This window comes from Nonomuraea jiangxiensis (genome assembly GCF_900099965.1).
GTDB lineage: Bacteria > Actinomycetota > Actinomycetes > Streptosporangiales > Streptosporangiaceae > Nonomuraea > Nonomuraea jiangxiensis.
On sequence record NZ_FNDJ01000008.1, the window covers coordinates 153,674 to 177,267 of the forward strand.

Genomic DNA, 23,594 nt, shown 5'->3' on the forward strand with positions numbered 1-23,594 from the left:
CTCCAAGGTCAAGAGGGGTCGTGATCCGGAGGGCCCGCCCGCAGGGTCGGGTGCCAGGGCCCTCCGGAGGTTCAGGAAGGTCAGGCGCTGGGGATCTGGTTGAGGAAGCCGACGGGGACGTTGGTCGAGGCGGGCTTGCCGAGGCGGTCCCATTCCTCGTAGCTGAGGGCGTCCTTCTTGCCGCCGGTCATCACGTAGATCGTGCCGTCCTCGACGTTGCGCAGGTAGCTGCCGTCGCGGGGGATCGCCCGGAAGGTGTTGATCCACTCGATCGGCACGTTGGCGAACGGCGGGTTGTCGAGGCGCTCGTACTCGGCCCAGGTCAGCCCGTACTTGGCGCCGCCGATCGTCAGGTAGATGGAACCGTTGGCGACGTCACGCAGCAGGGTGCCGGGCCGCGGGTCGCTTCCGAGGGTGTTGATGAAACCGATCGGCACGTTGACCGAGGCCGGCTTGCCGAGCCTCTCCCACTGGGCCAGGCTCAGCCCGTACTTGGCGCCACCGGCTACGACCGAGATGGCTCCGTCGGTGTGGTTACGCAGCAGAGTTCCGTCCGCCGGAATCCGCCCGTACTCGTTGATGACCCGCAGGGGCACGTTGATCGAGCCCGGCCTGCCCATGGCCTCCCATTCGGCCAGGGTCAGCCCGTACTTGGCGCCACCCGCGATGACCGAAATGGCACCGTTGGCGGCGTCGCGCAAGAAGGTCCCGTCACGCGGCTCCTGCGGCAGGCTGTTCAGCCAACCGGCCGGCACCCCGATCAACGGAGCACTCCCGTACCCGGCGGCCCTGAGCTCGTCCATGCTGGCGAACCGCACCGGGGCACCACCGGCGATCACCGCGATCGTCCCGCTCGGCTCGCGGTACAGCCGCCCGTCCACCGGCGTCACGCTCTGACAGCTGTTGGCGCTGGTGACGTTGTCCCACTGGCGGCCGTTGCTCTGGCCGTACTGGACACCGTTGAAGGTGGCGATGACCCGCTCGGTGCCCGCCGCTCCCCACGTCACGCGGCCGTCGCCGTTGGCGTCGAAGCCCTGCTCGTAGTGGAGGTGGGGGTGGCCGTTGGAGGTCGGGCCGGTGGCGCCCACCCGGCCGATGGTCTGTCCTTCCTGGACCCGCGCGCCGACGTTGACGGCCCGGGACTGAAGGTGGATGTAGGTGGTGAAATGACCGCCGCCATGATCGATCTGGATCATGTTGCCGGCGTTCTGGTGGAAGTAGGACTGGCGGACCGTCCCGCCGGCCGGGGCCACGAGCAGGGCGCCCTCGGTGCCGACCTGGTCGGGCTCCTTGACCATGTCCAGCGCGGGAGCGTGTGCCCAGCTGTTCAGCTGCCATTTCTGGCCACAGGGGAAGGGCAGCTGGAACGCGGGCACGGCGGCGTTCGCGGGTAAGGCGGGGGCCACCGCGAGCGCGGCCAGGGCGAGCGTGCTCACGGCGACCGTACGGCGAAGCCGGGCAGGGATGGTGGTTCTCGTCATCGGGGTCCTCACAGAGACAGCGCGTACGAGAAGAAGCAGGTCAGCTTCTTCGTGCCTTCAAGGCTCTTGATCGGAAGTATGCGGACCACTGGCTGAGTCGCGTTTTCGCGTGGTTTTCGCGCCACTGTCATCCGGGTTTCGGGTACAGTGCCGATAGCACAGCACCAAATCAGGACAAAAACCCGGACATCTCGCAAACTCTTCTTGTTGCAAGAGAAAGCGTGCTTGGCAACGTGGTGAAGAGGGCATACATGTCGGCCTCTCATCACGAAGGGCTGGGGGCGTTTGCACGCGCTGGAATTTCGCGTTCTGGGTGACTTGCAGGTAAGACGTCAGGGCGCTCCCGTGATGCTGGGAGCGGAGATGTGGCGTCGCATGCTGGCGGTCCTGTTGTGCAGGGCGGGCGAGGTGACGACGATCGATGACCTGATCGACGCCCTCTGGCACGAGCACCAGCCGCGAAGCGCGCGGAAGACCGCTCAGCTCTATGTGCACCGGCTGCGGCACGCCCTCGGCGACGGCGACCGCATCGTCCACAGCGCCGCGGGTTACGCGATCGTCATGGCGCCGGAGGAGATGGACGCCCGGCGTTTCACCGGCCTCGTCGCGGAGGGCCGGGCCGCGCGGCACCGCGGTGACCTGGAAGTGGCCGGTACGACGTTACGACAGGCACTGGCACTGTGGCGGGGCCCGGCCTACAGCGGCCTGGACGACATACCGCTGATCGACGCCCAGGCCCGCTATCTGGAGGCGCAGCGCGTACTGACGTACGAGGAACTCGTGGCCGTGCAACTGGACCTGGGCCGGCATGCCGAACTCGCCGTCGACCTGCCCGAGATCACCCGGACCCACCTGTACCACGAGCGGCTGCGCGCGTACCTGATGCTCGCGCTCTATCGGTCCGGACGCCGCGCCGAAGCGCTGGAGGTGCACAGCGAGACGCGTCAGACCCTCGACACCGAGCTCGGCGTCGAACCCGGCCCGTTGCTGAGATGGGTTCACGAAGCCGTGCTCCGGGACGACGAGACCCTCATGACGATCAGCAGCGAGAAACTGGATCTCACGGCGAGCGGCGCGGACCCGCGAGAACGGATCACCGCCGCGCGCAGGCCGGCGGCGGAGCCGGACGAGGTGCCCGCGCCGGCCGCTCCCCCGCAGCAGCTGAAGCCCCCGTCCTCCTATCTGCTGCCCGCGCAGCTCCCTCCCGATCTGAACGAGTTCACCGGTCGCGAGACCCACCTCGAAAAGCTGGAGACACACCTGCCGGACGACACCGCCCGCGAGCCGGCCGCCATGGTGATCTCGGCGATCTCCGGCACCGCCGGGGTGGGCAAGACGACGCTGGCCGTCCACTGGGCGCATCGGACGAGGGATCGCTTCAGTGACGGGCAACTGTACGTGAACCTGCGGGGCTTCGGCCCTTCGGAGTCCGTCATGCCCCCGTCCGAGGCGATTCGCTGCCTGCTGGATGGACTGGGGGTGGCCAATGCCCAGATCCCCACCGACCTGAACGCCCAGATCGGGCTCTATCGCAGCTCGATCGCCGGCAAGCGCGTGCTCATCCTGCTGGACAACGCGCGCGACGCGGAACAGGTCCGGCCGCTGCTGCCGGGGGCGCCAGGCTGCCATGTCGTGGTGACCAGCCGCAACCGGCTCTCCGGACTGGTGGCCCTCGAAGGCGCCCAGCCGCTGATCCTCGACCTGCCCACCGAGTCCGAGGGATACCAGTTCATGGCCGCCCGCCTCGGACAGGAGCGGGTCGGCGCCGAACCGGAAACGGTGGCGGAGATCATCACCCGGTGCGCCCGGCTGCCGCTGGCGTTGTCCGTGGTGGCCGCCCGCGCGGCCATGTATCCCGCCTTCCCCCTCGCGGCGCTCGCCCGGGAGCTGAGGGAGTCCAGGGGCGGGCTGGACGCGTTCGCCGACGGAGACAGCGCCACCGACGTCCGGGCCGTGTTCTCGTGGTCGTACCACACCCTCGGCAAAGGGGCGGCCCGCCTGTTCAGGCTGCTCTCCCTGCACCCTGGTCCGGACATCCCGTTACCGGCCGCGGCCAGCCTCGCCGGGCTCCCGCTCAGAGAGACGCGGGCGCTGCTGACCGAGCTCTCCCGCGCCCACCTGATCAACGAGGTCAATCCCGGCCGGTACGGCCTGCACGACCTGCTCTGCGCCTATGCCGCCGAGCAGGCCCAGGAACCCGAGAACCAGGACGACGTGCAGGCCGCGAGGCACCGCATGCTCGACCACTACCTGCACACCGGGCATGCCGCCGCCCTGCTTCTCAACCCCCACCGCGAGCCCATCACGCTCGTTCCGGCGCGGAAGGGCGTCGTGCTGGAGGAACTGGCCGACCGCGAGCAGGCGATGACCTGGTTCAACGCCGAGCACTCCGTGCTGCTCGCCGTCATCGAACAGGCCGCCGCTACCGGGTTCGACACGCACGTCTGGCAACTGGCCTGGGCCCTGTTCACCTTCTTCCAGCGGCGTGGGCACTGGCAGGACCAGGCCGCCACCCACCACGCCGGCCTGAGCGCCGCCCAGCGGCTGGCCGACCGGGCCGGGCAGGCTCTGGCCCACCACGGGCTCGGCGTGGCCTACACCCATCTGGGCCGCCACGACGAGGCCGTCCACCATCTGCGGCGCGGACTGGACCTCCTGCACGAGCTCGGCGACGTCCCAGGACAGGCCCTCGCCCACTACCACTTCTGCTGGCTGTCCCTGGTACGCGGCGACTACGAGCAGGCGCTCCCTCATGCCCGGCGGTCCCTCGACCTCTATGAGGGCACAGAAGAACGCTACGGGCGGGCCAACTCCCTGAACGCCTACGGCTGGTGCCTGGCCCAACTGGGCCACCACGACCAGGCCCTGGCCTATTTCCAGCAGGCGATCAGCCTGCATGAGGAGATCGGGGCCTACAACGGCCAGGCGGCTTCGTGGGACAGCCTGGGATTCGCCTACCATCACCTGGGCCGGTACGAGGAGGCCATCACGTGCTACGAGACCTCCCTTCGCCTGGTCCGGATCTCCGGTGACCGCCTCTACGAGGCTGAGACCCTCGACCACCTCGGCGACACCCATCACAGGGTCGGCGATCACGATGCCGCCCGCCGTGACTGGCGGCAGGCCCTGGACATCCTCGACGAGCTCCGTCATCCCGCCGCCGACGCGATCCGCCCCAAACTCCACCGGCCCCCGCCCTCGTGATCCGCAACGCCCGCCGGCAGCCACGCCTCCCTGTCTTCTGCTTTCGCCACTTGGTCAGATGAGGCGGCGGCACCTGCGGCGGCGGGCCTCGTCGGCGGCGGCCAACTCGGCGGGATCGAGGGAGTCGAACACCCGCAGCCACTCCGCCAGCACCGTGCTGATGTGGTGGCCGAGGCCCTGGTAGATCCGGTGCGCGGCCGACCAGTGCTCCCGGGCGGCGGCTCGATCCTCGGCGGCCAGGGCCGAGGCGAGGCAGTCCAGGGCGGCGGCCCGGCGCATGGGGTCGCCGATCGCCTCCGCGAGCCGCAACTGCCTGTCGGCGTGCCGACGAGCGATGACCTGGTCGCCGCGGCGCAGTGCGATCTCGGCCAGGTTGTGATGGCAGTAGGCGGCCTGCTGCACGTCGTCGATCTCGGCGGCGAACGCGAGGGCACGATCGAGCGCGTCGGTCGCCTCCGGATACCTCTCCATGTCGATGAGCGCGCATCCGAGGTTGATGTGGGCCGCGACCGCATGCTGCGGCTGCTGCCCGTACTCGGGAATGTCCAGGGCGGTCCACAGGTGCCGCACGCCGGCCTCGAGATCGCCCTCGGTGACGCAGAGCCCGCCCAGGTTGGCGTTGGATCTGGCGACCGAGCGCCGGTCGCCGGCGGCCGAGGCCAGCTCGATGGCACGCGCGTAGTGCGTACGGGCGGCGGCGTACCTGCCCATCTGCTTGTGGACCATCCCGAGGGCGTTCTCCATGTGCGCCACGGCCACCGGGTCGGCGCTCCGCCCGGCGGCGAGCCGCCCCGCTCGCAGCGCGGACAGCCACTCCGGCCACCGGCGGCGGATGACGAAGTAGGCGAGCAGGTCGGCCGTCAGCTGCCATGCCGTCCGGTACCACCCGCGCTCGGCGGCCATGGCGATGGCTCCCACGAGGTTCTCGCGCTCCTGGTCGTGCCACTCCAGGGCGGAGGCCCTGTCGGCAAAGCGCAGCGGCTGCCGGGGGAGGTAGGTCAACGCGCGGTCGCCTTCCAGCCGGCGGGGCTGGAGCAGCGGGTACGCCTCGAACGCGGTCTCCGCGTAGAAGTCCACCAGGCGCCGCGCCGCCTCCTCCCGTCCGGACTCCGGCTCGTCATTCGCGCATGCGCCGGCGGCATACCGGCGGAGCAGGTCGTGCATGGTGTACCGGCCGGGCGCGTGTTCGGAGACCAGATGACCGATGCACAGCTCTTCGAGGGGACGGCGTACCCCGGACGGGGTGACGCCGAGCAGGGCGGCCGCCGTGACGGGCGGGAAGTCCGGCCCCGGCACCAGGCTCAGCAGCCGGAACAGACGCCGCGAGGCCGGGGCGAGCGCCTGGTAGGAGAGCCGGAAGGCGCCGCTGACCGCGCCTCCCATGTCCCCGTGCTCGTCGAGTACGGACAGTGCGTCGTCGGCGGCGAGCTCCCGGGCGTAATCAGCGAAGGTGAGCCCCTGCCGGCCCGCCATCTGCGCCGCCGCCAGCCGCAGCGCCAGCGGCAGGCAGGCGCACCGCAGAGCCACCTGCCGGACCGACTCCTCGTCGTCGGTCGCGTCCGTCCGCGTGCCACGAAGCAGGCCGACCGCCTCTTCCTCGGTGAGCGGGTCGAGGTGCAGGGAGCCGGCGCCCTCAACGGCCACCAGCCTGCGCAGCCGGTTGCGGCTGGTCACCAGGACGGCGCTGCCCGCCGAGCCGGGCAGCAGCGGCCGTACCTGCTCGGCATCGGCCGCATTGTCGAGGACGACCAGTACGCTCCGCCGCGCCAGCACCGACCGGAACAGAGCGGCGGCCTCGTCCACGTCATCGGGCACGGTCCCCTGCTCCACCCCCAGCGAGGACAGAAAGCGGCGCAGCACCTCGCCGGGCCGCAGCGGTGGCCGATCCGGGTCGAACCCGCGCAGGTTCACGTACAGCTGACCGCCGGGGAACCGCTCGCGGTGGCGGTGGGCCCAGCGCACCGCGAGGGCGGTCTTACCCACCCCCGCGGTACCCACGATCAGCACCACCGCTGCCCTGTCGCGCACGTCGGCCAGCACGTCCAGCTCCGCGAGCTCGCGCTCCCGGCCGGTGAAGCCTCCCGTGTCGAAGGGAAGCTGGGCCGGTGCGACGGCGCCCGCACGCACGGGGGGCTCCGGCTCCGGGTCCAGCGCGGGGTCGGCGTTGAGTACGGCCTTTTCCAGCAGCCAGAACTGTGCGCTCGGGTCGAGCCCCTGCTCCTCGACGAGCCGGGCGCGTAGCCGTCTGGCCGTGCGCAGCGCCTCGGCTTGCAGGCCCGCGCGATACTGGGCGAGCATCAGCTTGCGGGCCAGGCGCTCGCGCGCGGGGTGGGCCTCGAACAGCCGGGTCAGCTCGGGGATCAGGGAGTCGTGACGGCCCAGCGCGAGCTCGGCGTCGGCCAGCAGTTCCTGCGCGCGAAGCCACTGCTCGTGCAGCCCCTGCCGGGCCGGGCGGGCGTACGACGCCGTGATGTCGGCCAGCGCCTCGCCCCGCCACAACCGCAGCGCCGCGCGCAGCCCGCGAGCCGATTCCTCCAGGTCGTGCTTTTCCAGGTCATGAGCCGCCTTGACCTGACGATTGAACACGTCCAGATCAAGGTCACCGTCAGCCAGGACGAACTGGTATCCGCCTGGTTGGGTGACGATGACTTTCTCCAGGCCCTGCTGCCGCAGGGCGCGGCGTAACTCGGATACGGCCACGTGGATCTGGGCTCGCGCGGAGCCCGGCTCGGCGCCACCCCAGATCGCCTCGATCAGCCGGTCGCGTGCCACCACCTTGTCGGCGTGCAGCAGGAGGTAGGCCAGCAGGGCGCGGTGCCTGGGACGCCCGATCGCGGTGGGGCCTCCCGGACCCATCACCTCGACCGGCCCGAGGATGCCGAACCGCAATCAACCTCCCCGGTCGTCAGGTGTGACGCAGTGCACGCTCAGCGAGCCGCGAAGGATAGTCATAGCACACGACAAGCCAATGTATAAACGGGCATTTCTAAGCTTCTTCCAGATCAACGCACGCCTCGATTTCCTGGAGGAACTCATGACCCGGCTCGTCAACAAGCTCGCCGATCGGCTGGTCGGCATGGTGGCACCCAAGGCACACGCGTCCGCGGCGGCCGCGCTGATCTGCTCAGAGGTCTTCTGCTACTGCCAAGGGGCCAGGTACTTCGCCAAGCAGTGCTGCTACCAGAACGGCAAGTACGAGTGCTACGTCTGCAGGTTCGTCGGTAACGGCTGCTGAGAGAACCACATGCGCCGGGCCGGTCGCCAGCGATCCGGGGGGCGACCGGCCCGTACGAGCCATCCCCCTTCGTCCTCCACCGGAAGGAGCCCCGATGCACTATCTCACCGTGGCCACCGCCCTGGTAGCGGTGCTGGCCATCGCCAACCTGCTGCTCGCGCTGGGCATAATCCGCCGGCTTCGCGAGCACACCGCCGAGCTCGCGGAACTGCGCGGCGGCAGCGGTTTCCCCGGCGGCGCAGGCGACATCGCGCTCGCCGCCGGAGCGCCGGCCGGCGCCTTCACCGCCGAGAGCGTCGACGGCCGCCCGGTCACGCTGGACACGCTCGGCGATCACCCCCTCATCGGCTTCTTCTCTCCGAGCTGCAGCCCGTGCAAGGAGCGCCTTCCCGCGTTCATCGAGTACGCGGCCAGCAGGCCCGCCGGCCCTGACGCCATCCTCGCCGTGGTGACCGGCACGCCCGAAACGGCAGCCGACCTGGTCGAACAGCTCCTGCCGGTGGCCACCGTCGTGGTCGAGCCCGATCAGGGCCCCGTGCAGCAGGCGTTCCAGGTCACCGGTTTCCCGGTGTTCATGCTCGTCGAGGACGGCGTGGTTCGGGCCTCGGACTACGAGTTGACGTCCATCTCCGCCCGCGACGCCGTGGTCCTCCCGGCCGCCGGCTGATCCGCTCGCCCATGAAGTTCCGCTCAGCCGCTCGCGCGCTGGAGCTCGCCCGGCGTGCCGCACCCGGCCATGTCGCCGGATACCTGGCACTCGCGGCTCTCGGCGGGATCGCGCCCCTGGCCATCGCCTGGCTCACGAAGGCCGTCATCGATCACCTTGCCGCCGGGGTGATGCGGTGGGCGGACGTCCTCGGGCTCACCGTCGCCCTGGGCGTCGCCGGGGTCGTCACCGCGCTGGTCCCGCACGCCGCCCGTTACCTGCGAGCGGAGACCGAGCGCTTGGTGACCATGGAGTCGACGGCGCGCCTGTACGCCGCGGTCGACCGTTTCGCCGGGTTGCGCCGCTTCGAGGACCCGGAGTTTCTCGACCACGTGCAGATCGCACGGTCCGCCGGTGTCACCAGTCCTGGAGCGGTGGTCGACGCGGGGATCGGGGTCGTCAGGGCGTTGCTCCTGGTGTCAGGCTTCGCGGGCACCCTGCTGCTCCTCGGTCCCTGGATCGCCGTGGCGGTGCTGCTGAGCGCGGTGCCGGCGGTCCTGGCCGAGCTGGCCTTGAGCCGGCGCCGGGCCGAGATGGTGGCGCGGGTCGGTCAGGCGGAGCGGCGGGGGCTCTTCTACGCGGGTCTCCTCACGGACCCGGACGCGGCCAAGGAGGTGCGGCTCTTCGGCGTGGGACCGTACCTGTGGCGCCGCATGGCAGAGGAGATCAGCACCATCAACCGGGCGCACCGCCGCATCGACCGGCGTGAGGTGGCCGTTCAGGGTGCGCTCGCCGCGTTCGGCGCGGTCGTGGCCGGCGCGCTGCTGCTGTGGACGGTGCGCTCGGCGGTGAGCGGAGCGCTGACCGTCGGAGACGTCGCTCTCGTGGTGGCCGCCGTCGGCGCGGTTCAGGCGGCTCTCGCCGGCCTGGTCAACGAGATCGTCGTGGCGCACCAGGCGCTGCTCCTGTTCGGGCACTACCTGCTGGTGGTCGACGCGGCACCCGACCTGCCCGTTCGGGCCGAGCCGCGGCCGGCGCCGCCTTTGCGGCAGGGCATCGAGTTGCGCGACGTCTGGTTCCGGTACGCCGACGACCAGCCGTGGGTGCTTCGCGGAGTGAACCTGGTGCTTGCGGCCGGGGCCTCCACAGCCGTCGTGGGGCTCAACGGCGCCGGCAAGTCCACGCTGGTGAAGCTGCTGTGCCGGCTCTACGACCCGGTCCGGGGCGCCGTGCTCTGGGACGGTGTCGATCTGCGCGACCTTGATCCGGCGGATCTGCGGACCCGGATCCGCGCCGTCTTCCAGGACGCGACGGCATTCGACCTGACGGCGCGGGAGAACGTCGCCATGGGCGACCTCACCGCGCTGCACGACCAGAGCCGGATAGAGGGGGCCGCGCGGCGCGCCGGCGTCCACGACGTTCTGGCGGCGCTGCCCCAGGGATACGAGACGCTGCTGACCCGGCTCTTCTTCTCCGAGGCCGACCGTGAGGATCCCAGCACCGGGGTCGTTCTGTCCGGCGGGCAGTGGCAACGGCTGGCGATCGCCCGCGGCCTCGTCCTCGACCGCCCCGACCTGCTCATTCTCGACGAGCCCAGCTCCGCGCTGGACGCCGAGGCGGAGAGCGAGGTGCATGCCCGGCTGCGCGCGCACCGCCAGGGATTGACGAGCCTGCTGATCTCCCACCGAATGGGCGTGGTCCGTGAGGCGGACCACATCGTCGTGCTCTCGGACGGGCGGATCGCCGAGGAGGGAACCCATGACGACCTGATCGCGCTCGACGGGGCGTACGCCCGGCTGTTCTCGGTCCAGGCGGCCGGCTATCGCTCGTCCGCCCCGGAGGCCATGGCGTGACCATGCTCCTCATCGGCATCGGTGCGGTGCTGCTGGTGGCCGCCGTGCTCGGGATACGGCGCCGGATGGTCATCGTGTCGGTCAGCGGGCCCAGCATGATACCCACGCTTCACCCGGGCGACCGGCTGCTGGTGCGGCGGGTGCCGCTCGCAGGCGTACGCCTGGGTGACGTGGTCGTGGTGCGGGAGTCGGGCCCCTGCCGGCCGGGCGACCCGACCGGTGCCCGCGGCATTCCATGGATCGTCAAGCGGGTGGTCGCCCTGCCCGGCGATCCCGAGCCCGACTTCCTTCCCCGGTGGGCCCGGGGCACCGGCGTGGTCGCGTCCGGGATGCTGCTGGTGCTCGGGGACAATCATGCCGTCAGCAGGGACTCACGGCATTTCGGCGCCGTCCCGGCCGAGCGCGTGCTCGGCATCGCGATCCGCCGGCTCGGAGGGGACAAGCTCGCGGTGCGGCCGCCATCTTGGTGAGAGTGCTCGGGCCGCCGTCAGCGCCGCGCGGCGGTGGGGCCGAACAACTCCGCGAGATCGTCCAGGCGTACGACGAGCATCACGCACACCAACGCGGCCAGCGCTGTGATCACGACGCCCGGGATCTCGACGGCGTGTGACATCCCGCCGAACGTCGCCACCAGCGCCATGAGGGCCAGCACGATCAACACCACGTTGCGAACCACATGAAGCTTGCGGACGGGCGCGGCGGACGCGCCGAAGCAGTGGCAGGGGGCCGCATTGCCGCGCTTCAGGGCACGGACGAGCGCGTAGGCAAAGCCGCCGAGCGTGACGGCCGACAGGGCGAACCCGAAAGGCACGGTGGCCGGCACGATGACCAGCACCACGATCGCCGCCTCCGCCGCCATCGCGAGCATGCCGAGCCTTCGGGCCGGCTCGGGAGCGACGTCCAGCAACGTCGCGGTCGCCGTGAGGAACTCACGGAACGCCTGACGACTGCGCACCTTGCCGGCCAAGGACGTCAGGAATATCCCGACTAACAGCAGGCGACAACCCAGGATCACGTAATCCATCATGCTTCTTCTGTATCACCGCGGCCTGTCGAGGTGGCTGCCGGAAACATTATTTCTCCTCATCGTCCGGGTGGCGATCCACCGATCGGTGGATCGCCACCATCCGCTCGGTCGACTCGACGGCCCCACCATTCGGCAGCCAACTCCCGTCCACTGGCCGGTGTTGGCCCAAGTGCTCGTCGTAGCAGGCTGAACGCAACCAACCGCCTCATGAGCCAAGCCCGAAAGGGACGTCGCATGCCACCGGTGATCGAGGTACGCAACCTCCACAAGCGCTATGACGACAAGGTCGCGGTCGACGATGTCTCGCTCACCGTGCAGGAGGGTGAGATCTTCGGAATCCTCGGCCCGAACGGCGCCGGCAAGACCACGACCGTGGAGTGCATCGAGGGCCTCCGCACGCCGGACCGGGGCGAGATCACGGTGCTCGGGCTCGACCCCCGCCGGGACCGCGCCGAGATGACCCGGCGGCTCGGCGTCCAGTTGCAGGCCGGCCAGCTCCCCGACCGGCTGCAGGTCGCCGAGGCCCTGGAACTGTACAGCTCCTTCTATCCCAGGCCGGCCGACTGGCGCGCGCTGATGAACGGCCTCGGCCTGGCCGACAAGGCGAAAACCGGTTACGGCAAATTGTCCGGCGGCCAGAAGCAACGGCTGTCGATCGCGCTGGCGCTGGTCGGCAACCCTCGGGTGGCGATACTCGACGAGCTCACGACGGGCCTTGACCCGCAGGCACGCCGCGACACCTGGGACCTGATCGAGGGTGTGCGCTCCCGCGGCGTGACGATCGTGCTGGTCACCCACTTCATGGAGGAGGCCGAGCGGTTGTGCGACCGGCTGGCGCTGATCGACGCGGGCCGCGTCGTCGCGGTGGACACCCCGGCCGGCCTCACCGAACGGGCCCGCATCGAGCAGCGGATCCAGTTCCGCCCGTCCCGGCCGATGGACGACCGGCTGCTGGCGAGCCTGCCCGACGTCTCCAGCGTCACCCGCCGGGGCGAACTGGTCTTCGTCAAGGGCAACGACAACGCGCTCAACGCCGTCACCGCCCTGCTGGCCCGCAACCAGATCGTGGCCGAACGGCTGCGGGTGGAGCAGACGAGCCTGGAGGACGCGTTCGTCGAGCTCACCGGCAAACGTCTCGACACCGTCTCCGACCCCAACTAGCGCGACCACGAAGACCACAGAGAGAGGAAACATGCAGGTGTCAGCCATGAACGCCGCCGCATCCCCGGTCGCCGCCACGCGCGGATCGGCCACGTGGAGGCTCGTCACAATCGAGAGCAAGCTGTGCCTCCGCGACAAGGTCGCGCCGATCTGGGGCGTCGGCTGCCCGCTGATCGTGTTGATCATTCTCGGCAGCCTCCCCGTCCTGCGGAAACCGTTGGAGGCCGCCGGCGGCCTGACCATCTTCGACATGTACGTCCCTGTCCTGATCATCTTCAACCTGGCCATCCTGGCCATGACCGCGCTGCCGGCCACGCTCGCGGGCTACCGGGAGAACGGCGTACTGCGACGCATGCAGGCCACGCCGGTCGGCCCGGCCCGCCTGCTCACCGCCCAGCTCGTGGCCAACCTCGCCATCGCGCTCGTCGCGATGATCCTGTTCCTCGCGGTGGCCGGGCTCGGCTTCGGCGTCGCCCTGCCGCGGCACCTCATCGGCTTCGCCGTGGCCTGGCTGCTCGCGGCCGCCGCGCTGCTCGCCATCGGCCTGCTGATCACCGCACTGGTGCCCGGACGTAGCTCGGCCTCGGCGATCGGCACGGTGTTGTTCTTCCCGATGATGTTCTTCGCCGGGCTCTGGGTGCCGATCGCGCAAATGCCGCCGGTGCTGCAGACCATCAGCCACTACACTCCACTCGGCGCCGGCATGCAGGCGTTCCAGGACGCCTACCTGGGCCACTTCCCGTCCGCGCTCCCCCTCGTCATCCTGGCGGCGTACGCGGCCGGGTGCGCGGTCATCGCGGTCCACTGGTTCCGCTGGGAATAGACTCGGCGAGGAGGAGGGAATCTTGAGCAGGTGGAGGCGGCCCGAGCAGTGGTCCGCGGCGCGAGAGCAGCCACCGTTCCTCCTGGTCACCGCGGTGCCGTACACGTTGCTTGCCGCGCTTGTCGGCTTCAAGGTGATGAGAGGGCCCTCGGCGGACGACTCCCTGCTCGTCGATCTCGGCCTGTGCGGGTTGGCCGCGGCGTGGATGCTCGGCATGTTCACCCTGCGTCCCGCCTGGTGGGAGCGGCCACGCATCATGGCGGTGTTCTTCACCGGCCTCTTGGTGATCACGGCGATCCTGGTTATACGGGATCCCATGTTCGGGTTGTTCACCCCTGCGCCGTACATCTACGCCTTCGCTGTCCTGCCCTGGCCATGGCGGCTTCCGAGCGTGGCCGCCGTGGCGGTCTTGGCCGGCATCGCGCAGGCCTCCACCGTCGACGTGACGACCGCGCTCGGTCTGACCCTGCACCTGACCATCGTCGTCGCCAACGTCGGCCTCATGGGCGTCACCGCCTGGGTGCTGCGGCTCGTCGAGCAGGAGAGGGAGCAGCGCGAGCAGGCCCTCGCCGAGCTGAGCCGGACGAATCGGGTGCTGGAGGCGACGCTCGCCGAGAACGCCGGCCTGCACGCCCAGCTGCTCGCCCACGCCCGGGAGGCGGGAGTTCTCGAGGAGCGCCAGCGGATGGCCCGCGAGATCCACGACACCCTGGCCCAAGGGCTCACCGGGATCATCGCGCAGCTTCAGGCGGCCGAGCAGATGCACGACGTCCCGGCACAGTGGCGCCGGCCCTTCGACGCCGTCAAGAGACTGGCCAGGGAGAGCCTGTCCGAGGCCCGGCGCTCGGTCGACGCGCTGCGGCCCGAGCCGCTGGAGACCTCGCGCCTGAACGACGCCCTTGCCGACGTCGCCGACCGGTGGTCGAAGCTGCACGGGCTCGCCGTCCAGGTCACGACGACCGGCACGGTGCGGGCCATGACGCCCGAGGTCGAGTTCGCGCTGCTGCGCACGGCACAGGAGGCCCTGGCCAACGTGGCCAAGCACGCGCACGCGACCAGGGTCGGGGTGACGCTGTCCTATCTGGAGCACGAGGTGGCGTTGGACGTACGTGACGACGGCAGGGGTTTCGATCCCGTGAGTCTCGAAGCCGGCACGGCCGCGAACGGCAGTCCGGGGCCGTCGTCCCGCGGCGGTGGGTTCGGCCTGTCCATCATGCGTCAGCGCGTCGAAGGGCTGTCCGGGAGCCTGCGGATCGAGTCCGCGCCCGGCGCCGGCACCGGGATCTCGGCCTGCGTCCCCTTCCTGCCGGCCGGGAGCCACGCATGACCGATCGCGCGGCCGAGGACCTGATCCGGCTGCTGATCGTGGATGACCATCCCGTCGTCAGGGATGGGCTGAGCAGCATGTTCGCCTCCGCGCCCGGATTCGAGGTGCTGGGCGAGGCAGCGGACGGGGCCGCGGCCGTACGGCTCGCCCAGGAGCTCCAGCCCGACGTGATCCTCATGGACCTGCGCATGCCCGGCATGGACGGGCTGACCGCGATCACCGAGTTGACCAGGCTCGGCGTCACCGCGCGGGTGCTGGTGCTGACGACCTACGACACCGACACCCACGTGCTGCCGGCGATCGAGGCGGGCGCGACCGGCTACCTGCTCAAGGACGCACCTCGGGAGGACCTGCTGCGGGGCGCGAGGGCCGCCGCCAGGGGTGAGAGCGTGCTGTCGCCTTCGGTGGCGGCACGGTTGATGAACCGGGTCAGGACACCCGCGCCGCAACTGCTCAGCCCGCGGGAGCTGGAGGTCCTTCAGCTCGTGGCGGCCGGCAACACCAACCAGGAGGCGGCCACCCGCCTGTTCATCACCGAGGCCACGGTCAAGAGCCACCTGCTGAACATCTACGCCAAGCTCGGGGTGAACGACCGCGCCGCCGCCGTCACCGAGGCGTTCAACCGGAGGCTGCTCGTCCCGCGAACGCCCGAACAGCCCTGACTCCCCCGGCGATCCTCCACCCGGGGAAGGACGCGCGGTGCGGCTAGCCGTTGGGGATCAGCATGTACGCGTGCTGGTCAGCGGTCTTGCCCGGCTCGCAGTAGTAACACGTACTGCCGACGATCACTCCATCGTCATTGATCGCGAACGCGTGCTCCAGTGCCACGTCCGAGGGAAGGTTCGTGACCACCGTGTTGAGGTCGACCATGCGCTCGCCCTCCCAGACGAAGGCGTGGGCGCCGTAGTAGTCGGCACTGGTACGGGAGGTGCCCACGACGTGTCCGGATTCGTTGATGTCGTAGGCGAAGCTGCTGGTGCCTCCCGGCAGCACGCCCAGGTCACGCATGACGCCCAGGTCCCACATGAACGCGTGGATCTCCCCTGCGGCGTTCTGCGAGGAACCCGTGATCTGGGTCTTCTCGTTGATGCCGCGCGCCACGGTGGCCTCCGTGGTGCCGCCGAGCGATCCGAGATCCGTCATCCGGCCGTCCTCCCACAGGAAGCCATGGAGCGCAGGGCCGCTGCGCGCCAGGGCGGTGCCCACGACCTGGCCCTTGTCGTTGACGGCGTGGGCCTCGCTCTCGGTCGACCACGGACGGTCGCTGCTGCCGCCGAGCGTTCCCAGGTCGCGGAGCCGGCCGCTCGCGGACCACAGTACGGCCCGCACCGGGCCGCCCTGGTACTGGAAACGTGTCCCCACCACGACACCCTGATTGTTGATGGCCTTGGCCGCGCTCCCGCTTCCGCTGCCCCATCCGGTGCCCAGATCGATCGTGCTCCCGTTCCGGCGGATGAACGCGTGCGGAGGGTCGGTGCGATTGACATGGGTGTGCCCGGCCACGTCCCCGGCGTCGTTGATGGACGCCGCGACATTCTCGCCGGGCGCGTAGATCGCGGGCAGCGCCGTCAGTTGCCCGTTCTGCCAGGTGAAGGCATGGCCGGCCGGGTTCACGGTGTTGGAGCCCGATCCCACCACCTGCCGGGCGGCATTGACGTCCCACGCCTCGCTCCATGGCCGGCCGACGGGAAGGCTCCCGAGCCAGCCGAGGTTGACGTAGGTGTAGGTGGCCGGACCGGACGCGGTATTGGCCGCCGCCGCTGGTGGACCGGCGAGCGAGCCCGCGAGCAGACAGAGTGCAACCGAGGAGAACGCCACGCTTCGCCTTGGCATCAAGGTGTCCCTTTCGGTGGATGAGGGGTGACCATGATTTTGCGGGCGTTCTTGGCGAAGATTCTTACGGGGTGATTATCTGTTCCCGGAGCCGGGGTGCCCGCGACTCGCCGTACTCGCGGGCACCGTGGGGAAATCCTCAGGTCGTGAGGGCTTCTGACGCCTTCCGGTAGATGACGCTCGGGTCGTCCGACAGCCACGCCTTCACCTGGCGGCTCCAGTCGTCGGCGAGCACCTCGGACCGGTGCTCCTCGATGCCGTCCAGGGCCTCCGCGACGATCACCTCGGGGGCGCTCTTGTCGCCGGTGTACCAGGCCATCATGTCGGTGTCCGCGGCGCCCAGATGCAGACCCGTCACGAGGGTGCGCTGGCCGGCCAGCTCCAGACGTACGTTGTTGGTGAGCGCCCACTCGGCGGCCTTCGCCGCGTGATAGGCGCCCGCACCGTCGTTGGCGAGCCACGAGAGCGCCGAGAGAACATTGAGGATCGCGCCATCGGCCAGCTGGGGCGCGAAGGCGCGGACCACGTGGAGGGTCCCGTAGAAGTGGGTGTCCATCTCGCGGCGGATCGTGTCCAAGTCCCCGGTGACCAGGTTCGCCCCGGTGGCGATGCCCGCGTTGTTGATGACAATCTTGACGTCGGGCGCCGCGAGGGCCGCGGCGGCCACCGATGCCGGATCCGTGACGTCGAGGCGCAGCGGGATGACTCCTGGTACGTCGATGAGGTCCGGGCGGCGGGCGGTGGCGTACACCTTGCCGGCGCCACGCTCGAGAAGGGACAGGACGAACTGCCGGCCCAGGCCCCGGTTGGCGCCGGTCACCAGCACATGTGCTCCATTGATCTGCATGCCGGATACGCTAAAACCTGACGTTGACGTCAGAGGCAAGTCTGGTGACGGAGGCCACAGTGCGTATCGGTGAGTTGGCGGCGAAGTCGGGCGTCAGCGTGCGGGCCCTGCGTTACTACGAGGAGCAGGGGTTGCTGGAGGCGACCCGGAGCTACTCCGGACAGCGCCACTACCCCGAGCCGGCGACCGACCGCGTTCAGCTGATCCAGATGCTCTACGCGGCGGGCCTGTCGAGCAAGACCATCGCCGAACTGCTGCCCTGCGTCGAGGCCAGGGTCAATACTCCGGAGTCGCGTGCCCGGCTCGCCGCCGAGCGTGATCGCATCGAGGCCCAGATCGCCGCGCTGACCCGGACCCGTGATCGCCTGGACGCGGTCATCGCGATCTCCGAAAGCCCGGAGAGCGGCTGTACCTACGTCCCGGACCGGGACGTCGCCGCAGAGGCGGGTCACTCTGTGACATCGTGAACGCCGCGGCCCCGTTCGGACTCGCCGCCAAGACCACGACGTCGTGGCGCACTGACCGAGCCATCACCCGGGCGGCGCCTGCCACCGGGTGCCGAGCCGACCGTGCCGCATTCGGCCTACCAAGCGGACGCGTAGCGTCTCCGGCGTGTCACCGCCCGCGTCCCTACTGATCGCCAGCGCGCTGTGCCGCACCGACAGCCCGTTGGCACCCGAGGCCGCCGGAAAACCATGGGGCGCCCCGGTGAGCTGGAGGAAGCGCTCGCTCGACAGGTGGACGTGGCGCTCGGCGTGCCCGGACGGCTCGCCGACATCCTGCGCATCGCTGGGGACGAGGTCGTCCGCCTGGCCCTCGCCACAGGACGGAACATCCGCCGTGGCCCCGGCTATTCGGTCCGTATTCGCACCGAGGTGGGAGCGTTGACGGTCGCAGGGCATCCCTTATCCGATGGCGCGTGATAACCGATAAATCCCGGTTATAGGGTTACTAGGAGGCATCGACGGCCCCTGCCATCGAAGGGAGCACTGTGAAACGCGCAGCCAAGACCAGGCATCTGTACCGGGAGCTGGACGGCGTCAAGGTGCACTACCGCGAAGCGGGGGTGCCGTCATCGACCGCGGTTCTCCTGCTCCACGGCTTTCCCAGTTCTTCGTACTCGTTCCGCGATGTGCTCCCGGCCCTGGGCGAGCACGTCTACGCGATCGCGCCGGACCTTCCGGGCTTCGGGTTCTCGGACGCACCGCCGCTCGATGAGTACGAGTACACCTTCGAACGCCTGTCACATGTGATCGAGGCCCTGCTGGATGACCTCGGGGTGGAGCGCTACGTGCTCTTCGTGACGGACTTCGGTACGCCCGTCGGGTACCGCATGGCGATGCGTCATCCGGAGCGCGTGCTGGGCCTGGTCGTGCAGAACGGCAACACCCACGAGGCGGGGCTGCACGAGGGCTGGGACGCGCCGCGCCGGTTCTGGGCGGAGCCCAGCGAGGAGAACAGGGCCGCGCTGCCGGACTGGTTGAACTTCTCGGGCACCCGGGATCAGTACCTCAGCGGACTGCGGCAGGAACTGCGGGACCTGCACCCGCGCGAGTCGTGGCATCTCGACTGGGAACGGCTCTCCCTGCCCGGCAACCTCGACATCCAGTTCCAGCTCTTCTACGACTACCGGAACCACGTGGCGCGCTTCCCGGAGATCGCGGCCTATCACAAGGAGCATCAGCCTCCGTGCCTGGTGCTCTGGGGCCGGCACGACACGTTTTACGACATCGCCGAGGTGCTGGCCTACCACCAGGACATGACCACCCTCGACGCCCACCTCTACGACGCCGGGCACTTTCTGCTGGAGACCCACGCCGCCGAAGTCGCCGCAGCCCTCGTCACCTTCCTCGACGACGTCCTCGACCGCTCGGGAGCGCGCTCATGAGCACGGCGGAACTTACGGTCAAACCGCTGAGCAGGGAAACCTGGGACGACTTCGAGACGGTCATGGGCGCCAACGGCGGAGCCCGCGGCTGCTGGTGCATGCACTGGCGGCTGAGCATGCAGGAGTGGATGGAGGGCAAGGGCGCCGGAAACAAGGCCGCGATGCGGAAACTCGCCGCACGTAAGACACCGCCGGGAGTCGTGGGTTATCTCGATGACGATCCCATCGCCTGGTGCGGGTTCGGGGACCGCTCGGACTTTCCCCGCATGCAGCGCTCGGCGCTGCTGAAGCCCGTCGATGACGAGCCGGTCATCTCACTGACCTGCCTGCTCATCAAGAAGGGCCACCGCGGCGAAGGACGGTCCGCGCAACTGATCGCCGCCGTGTGCGACTACCTGGGCGAAACCTGCGAGACAGGCACCATTGAGGCATACCCGGTCGAGCCGGTCGAAGGACGCAGAGCAGGGCCGGACAACGCCATGACCGGTATCGCCAGCGCGTTCCTCGCCGCCGGATTCACCGAGGTCGCGCGACCTCGGACCGATCGCCCCGTGATGCGGTACTCACTACGATGAACACGGTCACCACCTGGACGGACGACCACTTCATCGCCGGCGACGTCGCGCTCGACTTCGCGAACACCGTCTACCGCCGCACACCCGAACCCGGACCCGATCTGCTCGGCGACGCCGGCGCCCTCGCCACGTGGCTCGCCAGGGCGGGACTGCTGCCGACGACCGGCGAGCCACGCGACATCCTCCACGACCCCGATGCCGCCCTGCGCCAGGCACGCACGCTACGCGAACTGCTCTGGGCGATCTTCGACGCTCAGCGGAACGGTCGCGAGCTACCCGCGCAGGCTCTGGCCGGCCTCCTCGACATCGCTCGTCGCGGTGCCCGCGGCGTCGCCGTGAACTCCGACGGTTCCATCATCCCGCTGACCGCCGAAGGCGCGTGCGCGACGCTCGCGCTGCGGGGGATCAAGCTCGCGCTGAGCCCGCCGTCCCAGCGAGTACGCGCCTGCGACGGCTGCGGCTGGTTCTTCGTCGACACCTCCCGTGGCCGCCGTCGTCGCTGGTGCAGCATGAAAACCTGCGGAAACCAGAGCAAGGCGGCCCGCTACCGCTCCGCCCACCGCTGACGAGCATGCCCGTGCGTCGGCCGCTCACACGTAGCGGCCGACGCAGTCGGCGAAGCGGTCGGCGCGTACGGAGCAGTCGTAGGTGAAGTGTTCGCGGGATCCGCCGCCGGTGCTGAAGTCGTACTCCGCCACGACCCGCTCTCCCTGGCCCGGGGTCAGGGAGAGCAGCCGGTACTGTCCCTTCGCCTCGATCACCTCGGGAACGAGGAAGCGGTCCATGATCTCGTCCCGCCCGTCGTAGATGCGGCCCACGCTGTCGAACCTGGCCTCGGGGGCGAACGTGTCGCGCACGCCCGCCTCGTCACCCGCGTTGATCGCGGCCACGAACCGCTCGACGAGCTCCCGGTGCCCGGGCTCCGCGGCTGCGGCGGTCTCCCCCGGAGAAGCCGCCGTCGGCGAGGCCGCGGCCGACGTGGACGCGGTGGCTGCCGTGGGGCGCTCCTCCCCCGCGCACCCCGCCGTCGTCCCCAGCGCCAGTGCCGCCGCACATGCCAACAGATCGCCACGCATTCTGATCATCATGCGTTCATGCTCCGCCGGAGCCACCCCTGCCGTCCAAGACCCATGGCGATAACCGATGGTTATGCCCGGATCGACGGTTCCCGTCACGGGTGCCGGCGATGACTAGGCCGGCGGTCCGGGTCAGGTCATCGGCACAGGCGCTGCCACAGCGTGATCCACTGGTCGGGGTGGACGTACCCGACGACGGCGTCGCGGGCCACGCCGGCCGCCGCCAGGGCGGCGTCCACTCCTCGGTGGCGGGTCTTCAGCGAGGCGCGCACCGAGCCGCCGATTCCGCTGAAGCCCAGCTCGACCAGTTCCTGGTAGGTCCAGCGGCCGTGCACCAGGGGTTCGGGCCTGCGCTCGATCCGCCGGATCGCCGAGTCGACCGACGGTATCGGCCGGAAGCACTCCCGGCCCACCGTGTGGCCGAGCCGCCAGTGGAACCATGGCCACGACTGCACCGTGACGCGGCTCCAGCGGCCGTAGCCGCCCGCGCGTTTGCGGGCGTACTCGCGCTGGGTGAGCAGCGTGGCCGAGGTCAGGGACGGCGCCCGCAGGCACCAGTTCACGATCTTCGACGTCACCGAGTACGGGATGTTCCCCACGACCGCGAACGGCCGACCGGGGGCCCGCGCGGCGGTGAAGTCACCCTGCACCACTTCGATGCGGGCGGCGCCGCGCGTGCGTGCGGCCAGCCGCCGGGCCAGGCGCGGGTCGATCTCGTAGCCGACGACGTGCGCGCCCGTCCTGGCCAGTGCCAGGGTGAGCGCTCCGGTGCCCGCACCCGGCTCCAGCACCAGGCCGGTCGGGTCGGCTGCGCTGATGACGAGCTCGATGGCGTGGCGGTCGGTCAGGAAGTTCTGCGAGAGCGTGCGCCGTGCCCGGTCCACCGAGGTGCGGGCGCCGACGGTCGTGCTCGGGTTCCTGGCGTGCGGGCGGCCGGCGAAGGCGTGACCGCGCGTCACACTGCCGCCTTTCCGAGAGGCTTCGACAGGGGGTCACGGCGGTGAGGCCCGCCGCCCGACCGTTCGTCCCGCGTGAACGTCATCCGGGCGCCTTGCGGCTGAGGTGCTCCCAGGCGCGGTATTTCTCCACCCGGTCCTGAAGGTCCTGCTGGACCATGTCGTAGGACGCGGCGCCGACGATGAGACGCCGCGGCGGCTCCGGCAGGTCCACCAGCTCCATGATCACGGAAGCGGCGGTGTCCGGGGCGGGCCCGGGTTCGTCGCCCCACATCTCGATCAGCTTGTCGCGCAGCTCCTGGTAGTGCGGGTCGGGCGTGGTCATCGTGGTGCCCGTGGTGAACAGGCCGGTGTCGTAGCCGCCCATCTGGACGATGGTGAGCTTGACGCCGAACTGCTCGGCCTCCATCGCCACGGCGTCGCTCACCGAGTCGAGCGCCGACTTGCCGGCCCCGTACAGGCCGACCATGGGGAAGCCGCCGCCGGTGCCCATCGTGGTGATCTGCAGGATGTGCCCGCCGCCCTGGGCGCGCAGGTACGGCAGCACGGCCTGGGTGACCCAGATCGCGCCGAACAGGTTGACGTCGAAGTGGGCTCTGATCTGCTCCTCCGTCGCCTCCTCCAGCATGCCCAGGAGCATGGCGCCGGCGTTGTTGACCACGATGTCGAGCCTGCCGAAGGCCGCGGCCGCCTGCTCCGCCGCCGCGAACACGGCCGCTCGGTCGGTGACGTCGAGCGGTAGCCGTACCAGGTCGCCGGGATGGCGCTGGGCGAGGTCGGCGAGCGGTTCGACGTTGCGGGCGGCCCCGACCACCCGGTCGCCCGCCTGCAGCGCCGCCTCTGTGAACGCCCGGCCCAGTCCTCGTGACGCGCCCGTGATGAACCACACCCGGCTCATGGCTCCACCTCCCCTTGCTCGGATCCGTTGTGACGAGACAAGACGGTACGTCTCGCCTCGCGACAGTGTCAAGACGGAACGTCTCGTCTCGTGGTCGTGGTACAATCCGGGACATGGTCAAACAGCCCAACCCCGCCCGCCGCAGCGAGCGCTCCCGGCAGGCCATCCTCACCGCGGCCCGCGAGCTGGTCTCCGAGGTGGGATACGCCAAGCTGTCCATCGAGGCCATCGCGGCCCGGGCCGGCGTGGGCAAACAGACCATCTACCGCTGGTGGCCCTCCAAGGGCGCGGTGGTCCTGGACGCGTTCCTGGCGCTCAGTGAGAGCGGGCCGGAGGACAGCATGACGCTGCCCGACACCGGCGACCTGGAGGCCGACCTCAAGGTGGTGATGCGGGCGACGGTGGCCGAGTTCGCCGACCCCGCGTTCGAGGGCCCGATCCGCGCACTCAACACCGAGATCATCAACGACCCCGCCCTGGCCGCTCAATACCGGGCCAGGCTGGCGGGCCCCGTGGAGGAGGCCAAGAGGGCCCGGCTCCGCAGCGCGCAGCGAGCCGGGCAGCTCGCCGCCGACGCCGACCTCGACCTGGCCCTCGAACTGCTGTACGCGCCCCTCTACCAGCGCTGGCTGTTCCGCTCAGGACCGCTCACCCCTGCATACGCCGACGCCCTCGTCGAGGTCTTTCTCAAGGCCATGCGGCCGGACGTCGACCAACTCACGGACGCCCAGGACTCTGCCAAGCTGGAGAAGAGCGGATGAAAT

23 protein-coding genes are annotated in these 23,594 nt (G+C 70.0%); 15 read left to right on the forward strand and 8 right to left on the reverse strand.

What is annotated here, in order from left to right; all coding sequences use genetic code 11:
* Positions 1–80 precede the first annotated feature (80 nt).
* Complete coding sequence (locus BLS95_RS19030) at positions 81–1,481, reverse strand: M23 family metallopeptidase (protein WP_090933039.1); 1,401 nt, start codon at positions 1,479–1,481, stop codon at positions 81–83.
* Between the two features lie 363 nt (positions 1,482–1,844).
* On the opposite strand from BLS95_RS19030, the gene BLS95_RS19035 reads away from it, so the two are divergent.
* The gene (locus tag BLS95_RS19035) at positions 1,845–4,685 is read left to right on the forward strand and encodes an AfsR/SARP family transcriptional regulator (RefSeq protein WP_176993266.1); all 2,841 of its coding nucleotides are present in this window, start codon (positions 1,845–1,847) and stop codon (positions 4,683–4,685) included.
* Between the two features lie 54 nt (positions 4,686–4,739).
* Here the strand turns inward: BLS95_RS19035 and BLS95_RS19040 are convergent, their stop codons facing one another.
* Entirely contained in the window at positions 4,740–7,574 is a 2,835-nt protein-coding gene (locus BLS95_RS19040; RefSeq protein ID WP_090933043.1) for an AfsR/SARP family transcriptional regulator, read from the reverse strand.
* 145 nt (positions 7,575–7,719) lie between these two features.
* Between BLS95_RS19040 and BLS95_RS19045 the strand changes: the two genes are divergently transcribed.
* The 4 genes from BLS95_RS19045 to BLS95_RS19060 all read left to right on the forward strand — a co-directional run bounded on the left by BLS95_RS19045 (position 7,720) and on the right by BLS95_RS19060 (position 10,889).
* Entirely contained in the window at positions 7,720–7,920 is a 201-nt protein-coding gene (locus tag BLS95_RS19045) for a hypothetical protein (RefSeq protein ID WP_090933045.1), read from the forward strand.
* 94 nt (positions 7,921–8,014) lie between these two features.
* Positions 8,015–8,587 carry a TlpA disulfide reductase family protein gene (locus BLS95_RS19050; protein WP_090933047.1) on the forward strand — a complete coding sequence of 191 codons (573 nt, stop codon included), beginning with the start codon at positions 8,015–8,017 and terminating at the stop codon, positions 8,585–8,587.
* An 11-nt stretch (positions 8,588–8,598) separates the two neighbouring features.
* On the forward strand, positions 8,599–10,419 hold the full coding sequence (locus BLS95_RS19055; protein WP_245765148.1) for an ABC transporter ATP-binding protein: 1,821 nt from the start codon (positions 8,599–8,601) through the stop codon (positions 10,417–10,419).
* A gap of 2 nt (positions 10,420–10,421) precedes the next feature.
* Positions 10,422–10,889: a S26 family signal peptidase gene (locus BLS95_RS19060; RefSeq protein WP_090933429.1), complete on the forward strand. Its 468-nt coding sequence runs from the start codon at positions 10,422–10,424 to the stop codon at positions 10,887–10,889.
* A 17-nt stretch (positions 10,890–10,906) separates the two neighbouring features.
* Here BLS95_RS19060 and BLS95_RS19065 read toward each other — a convergent pair whose 3' ends face one another.
* Positions 10,907–11,446, reverse strand: a complete 540-nt coding sequence (locus BLS95_RS19065; protein WP_090933049.1) for a MauE/DoxX family redox-associated membrane protein — start codon at positions 11,444–11,446, stop codon at positions 10,907–10,909.
* A 234-nt stretch (positions 11,447–11,680) separates the two neighbouring features.
* Here BLS95_RS19065 and BLS95_RS19070 point away from each other — a divergent pair, with 234 nt between their 5' ends.
* Genes BLS95_RS19070 through BLS95_RS19085 form a run of 4 tightly spaced genes read left to right on the forward strand, consistent with a single transcriptional unit; the run spans position 11,681 to position 15,419 of the window.
* Positions 11,681–12,607, forward strand: coding sequence for an ABC transporter ATP-binding protein (locus BLS95_RS19070; RefSeq protein ID WP_090933051.1), 927 nt, complete (start codon positions 11,681–11,683; stop codon positions 12,605–12,607).
* Between the two features lie 46 nt (positions 12,608–12,653).
* Complete coding sequence (locus tag BLS95_RS19075) at positions 12,654–13,430, forward strand: ABC transporter permease (protein WP_245765149.1); 777 nt, start codon at positions 12,654–12,656, stop codon at positions 13,428–13,430.
* Positions 13,431–13,452: 22 nt separating this feature from the next.
* A complete protein-coding gene (locus BLS95_RS19080; RefSeq protein ID WP_245765150.1) occupies positions 13,453–14,757 on the forward strand; it encodes a sensor histidine kinase in 1,305 nt (434 codons plus the stop codon).
* Positions 14,754–15,419 (forward strand): response regulator, encoded by a 666-nt coding sequence (locus tag BLS95_RS19085; protein WP_090933053.1) that lies wholly within the window; start codon positions 14,754–14,756, stop codon positions 15,417–15,419. The genes BLS95_RS19080 and BLS95_RS19085 overlap by 4 nt, the downstream gene beginning before the upstream one ends.
* A 43-nt stretch (positions 15,420–15,462) precedes the next feature.
* On the opposite strand, the gene BLS95_RS19090 is transcribed toward BLS95_RS19085, so the two are convergent.
* Positions 15,463–16,590, reverse strand: coding sequence for a DUF3466 family protein (locus BLS95_RS19090; RefSeq protein ID WP_090933055.1), 1,128 nt, complete (start codon positions 16,588–16,590; stop codon positions 15,463–15,465).
* Positions 16,591–16,729: 139 nt separating this feature from the next.
* Positions 16,730–17,437, reverse strand: a complete 708-nt coding sequence (locus tag BLS95_RS19095; protein ID WP_090933057.1) for an SDR family oxidoreductase — start codon at positions 17,435–17,437, stop codon at positions 16,730–16,732.
* 59 nt (positions 17,438–17,496) lie between these two features.
* Between BLS95_RS19095 and BLS95_RS19100 the strand changes: the two genes are divergently transcribed.
* The 5 genes from BLS95_RS19100 to BLS95_RS19120 all read left to right on the forward strand — a co-directional run bounded on the left by BLS95_RS19100 (position 17,497) and on the right by BLS95_RS19120 (position 20,466).
* A complete protein-coding gene (locus tag BLS95_RS19100) occupies positions 17,497–17,904 on the forward strand; it encodes a MerR family transcriptional regulator (protein ID WP_090933435.1) in 408 nt (135 codons plus the stop codon).
* 270 nt (positions 17,905–18,174) lie between these two features.
* Complete coding sequence (locus BLS95_RS55760) at positions 18,175–18,360, forward strand: hypothetical protein (RefSeq protein ID WP_176993267.1); 186 nt, start codon at positions 18,175–18,177, stop codon at positions 18,358–18,360.
* A 68-nt stretch (positions 18,361–18,428) separates the two neighbouring features.
* Positions 18,429–19,325, forward strand: coding sequence for an alpha/beta fold hydrolase (locus tag BLS95_RS19110; RefSeq protein WP_090933061.1), 897 nt, complete (start codon positions 18,429–18,431; stop codon positions 19,323–19,325).
* A complete protein-coding gene (locus BLS95_RS19115) occupies positions 19,322–19,900 on the forward strand; it encodes a hypothetical protein (RefSeq protein WP_090933063.1) in 579 nt (192 codons plus the stop codon). Before BLS95_RS19110 ends, BLS95_RS19115 begins: the two co-directional genes overlap by 4 nt.
* Positions 19,897–20,466 (forward strand): CGNR zinc finger domain-containing protein, encoded by a 570-nt coding sequence (locus BLS95_RS19120; protein WP_090933065.1) that lies wholly within the window; start codon positions 19,897–19,899, stop codon positions 20,464–20,466. The genes BLS95_RS19115 and BLS95_RS19120 overlap by 4 nt, the downstream gene beginning before the upstream one ends.
* 24 nt (positions 20,467–20,490) lie before the next feature.
* On the opposite strand, the gene BLS95_RS19125 is transcribed toward BLS95_RS19120, so the two are convergent.
* The 3 genes from BLS95_RS19125 to BLS95_RS19135 form a co-directional block, all read right to left on the reverse strand.
* A complete protein-coding gene (locus BLS95_RS19125) occupies positions 20,491–20,976 on the reverse strand; it encodes a nuclear transport factor 2 family protein (RefSeq protein WP_176993268.1) in 486 nt (161 codons plus the stop codon).
* Positions 20,977–21,113: 137 nt separating this feature from the next.
* Positions 21,114–21,860, reverse strand: a complete 747-nt coding sequence (gene erm / locus BLS95_RS19130; RefSeq protein ID WP_425434743.1) for an ErmE/ErmH/ErmO/ErmR family 23S rRNA (adenine(2058)-N(6))-methyltransferase — start codon at positions 21,858–21,860, stop codon at positions 21,114–21,116.
* 154 nt (positions 21,861–22,014) lie between these two features.
* Entirely contained in the window at positions 22,015–22,830 is an 816-nt protein-coding gene (locus tag BLS95_RS19135; protein ID WP_090933070.1) for an SDR family NAD(P)-dependent oxidoreductase, read from the reverse strand.
* Positions 22,831–22,943: 113 nt separating this feature from the next.
* Between BLS95_RS19135 and BLS95_RS19140 the strand changes: the two genes are divergently transcribed.
* The gene (locus BLS95_RS19140; protein WP_090933072.1) at positions 22,944–23,591 is read left to right on the forward strand and encodes a TetR/AcrR family transcriptional regulator; all 648 of its coding nucleotides are present in this window, start codon (positions 22,944–22,946) and stop codon (positions 23,589–23,591) included.
* Positions 23,592–23,594 lie beyond the last annotated feature (3 nt).

What these genes read in the sequence shown, in the direction of transcription:
- BLS95_RS19030 (WP_090933039.1), bottom strand. Translation starts at nt 1,481, where the DNA reads ATGACGAGAACCACCATCCCTGCCCGGCTTCGCCGTACGGTCGCCGTG.
- BLS95_RS19035 (WP_176993266.1), top strand. Translation starts at nt 1,845, where the DNA reads ATGTGGCGTCGCATGCTGGCGGTCCTGTTGTGCAGGGCGGGCGAGGTG.
- BLS95_RS19045 (WP_090933045.1), top strand. Translation starts at nt 7,720, where the DNA reads ATGACCCGGCTCGTCAACAAGCTCGCCGATCGGCTGGTCGGCATGGTG.
- BLS95_RS19050 (WP_090933047.1), top strand. Translation starts at nt 8,015, where the DNA reads ATGCACTATCTCACCGTGGCCACCGCCCTGGTAGCGGTGCTGGCCATC.
- BLS95_RS19055 (WP_245765148.1), top strand. Translation starts at nt 8,599, where the DNA reads ATGAAGTTCCGCTCAGCCGCTCGCGCGCTGGAGCTCGCCCGGCGTGCC.
- BLS95_RS19060 (WP_090933429.1), top strand. Translation starts at nt 10,422, where the DNA reads ATGCTCCTCATCGGCATCGGTGCGGTGCTGCTGGTGGCCGCCGTGCTC.
- BLS95_RS19065 (WP_090933049.1), bottom strand. Translation starts at nt 11,446, where the DNA reads ATGATGGATTACGTGATCCTGGGTTGTCGCCTGCTGTTAGTCGGGATA.
- BLS95_RS19070 (WP_090933051.1), top strand. Translation starts at nt 11,681, where the DNA reads ATGCCACCGGTGATCGAGGTACGCAACCTCCACAAGCGCTATGACGAC.
- BLS95_RS19075 (WP_245765149.1), top strand. Translation starts at nt 12,654, where the DNA reads ATGAACGCCGCCGCATCCCCGGTCGCCGCCACGCGCGGATCGGCCACG.
- BLS95_RS19085 (WP_090933053.1), top strand. Translation starts at nt 14,754, where the DNA reads ATGACCGATCGCGCGGCCGAGGACCTGATCCGGCTGCTGATCGTGGAT.
- BLS95_RS19090 (WP_090933055.1), bottom strand. Translation starts at nt 16,590, where the DNA reads ATGCCAAGGCGAAGCGTGGCGTTCTCCTCGGTTGCACTCTGTCTGCTC.
- BLS95_RS19095 (WP_090933057.1), bottom strand. Translation starts at nt 17,437, where the DNA reads ATGCAGATCAATGGAGCACATGTGCTGGTGACCGGCGCCAACCGGGGC.
- BLS95_RS19115 (WP_090933063.1), top strand. Translation starts at nt 19,322, where the DNA reads ATGAGCACGGCGGAACTTACGGTCAAACCGCTGAGCAGGGAAACCTGG.
- BLS95_RS19120 (WP_090933065.1), top strand. Translation starts at nt 19,897, where the DNA reads ATGAACACGGTCACCACCTGGACGGACGACCACTTCATCGCCGGCGAC.
- BLS95_RS19125 (WP_176993268.1), bottom strand. Translation starts at nt 20,976, where the DNA reads ATGCGTGGCGATCTGTTGGCATGTGCGGCGGCACTGGCGCTGGGGACG.
- BLS95_RS19135 (WP_090933070.1), bottom strand. Translation starts at nt 22,830, where the DNA reads ATGAGCCGGGTGTGGTTCATCACGGGCGCGTCACGAGGACTGGGCCGG.
- BLS95_RS19140 (WP_090933072.1), top strand. Translation starts at nt 22,944, where the DNA reads ATGGTCAAACAGCCCAACCCCGCCCGCCGCAGCGAGCGCTCCCGGCAG.